1 protein-coding gene is annotated in these 822 nt (G+C 74.7%); it reads left to right on the top strand.

Features of this window, described 5'->3' with window-relative positions; all coding sequences use genetic code 11:
• Nucleotides 1–822: sensor histidine kinase (locus C667_RS23495; RefSeq protein ID WP_004391052.1), on the top strand; the 822-nt coding region annotated here is incomplete at both ends.

Here is an 822-nt window from a genome sequence, read left to right as displayed (position 1 = left end):
ACCGCGCAGCTGCGCGAGGCCAACGCCGCGCTCGCGCGCGAGACCGCCGACCACGCCCGCGCCCGCCACGCCGCCGAGCAGGCCGACCGCGCCAAGACCGCCTTTCTCGGAACCGTCAGCCACGAGCTGCGCACCCCGCTCGCGGGCATCCTCGGCCTGCTCGAGCTCGTCGAGGATGCCGGCTCCGCCACCGAGCGCACGCAGTATCAGGCGCAGATGCGCGCCGCGGCCGTGCTGCTGCTCGAGCTGCTCGAGGACATGCTCGACTTCGCCCGCATCGAGGCCGGCGGCGTGCAGCTCGACAACATGGGCTTCAGCCTGCGCGACACGGTCAACGACGTCTTCGCGGTGCAGGGCACGCGCGCCGCGGTGCGCGGGCTCGCGCTGGTGGCCGAGGTCGATCCCGCGCTGTCCGACGCCGTGCAGGGCGACCGCCGCAAGCTCAGCCAGATCCTGCTCAACCTGGTCGGCAACGCGATCAAGTTCAGCGACGAGGGCGCGGTGACCGTGCGCGTGCGCGCCGGAACGCAGCCTGGCCGCCTGCACTTCGCCGTCGAGGACCACGGCATCGGCATCGAGCCCGCGCGCCAGCAGGAGGTCTTCGAGCCCTTCGTGCAGGTGCGCGACAGCGGCCGCCACCACGCCGGCACCGGCCTCGGGCTGGCGGTGTGCCGCCGCCTGGTCGAGGCCATGGGCGGCGCGATCGAGCTGAAGAGTGCGCCGGGGCAGGGCACCACGGTGAGCTTCGAGATCGCGCTGCCGGCGACCACCGCCGCGCCCGCCGAGGCCACGGCCGCCACGGCCGAGCCGGACGCGAGCGCG

The organism is Thauera phenylacetica B4P, assembly GCF_000310225.1.
In the GTDB taxonomy this organism is placed as follows: domain Bacteria; phylum Pseudomonadota; class Gammaproteobacteria; order Burkholderiales; family Rhodocyclaceae; genus Thauera; species Thauera phenylacetica.
The sequence above is the reverse complement of the archived record's forward strand: the minus strand, read 5'-3'. Positions and strand labels throughout refer to the sequence as shown.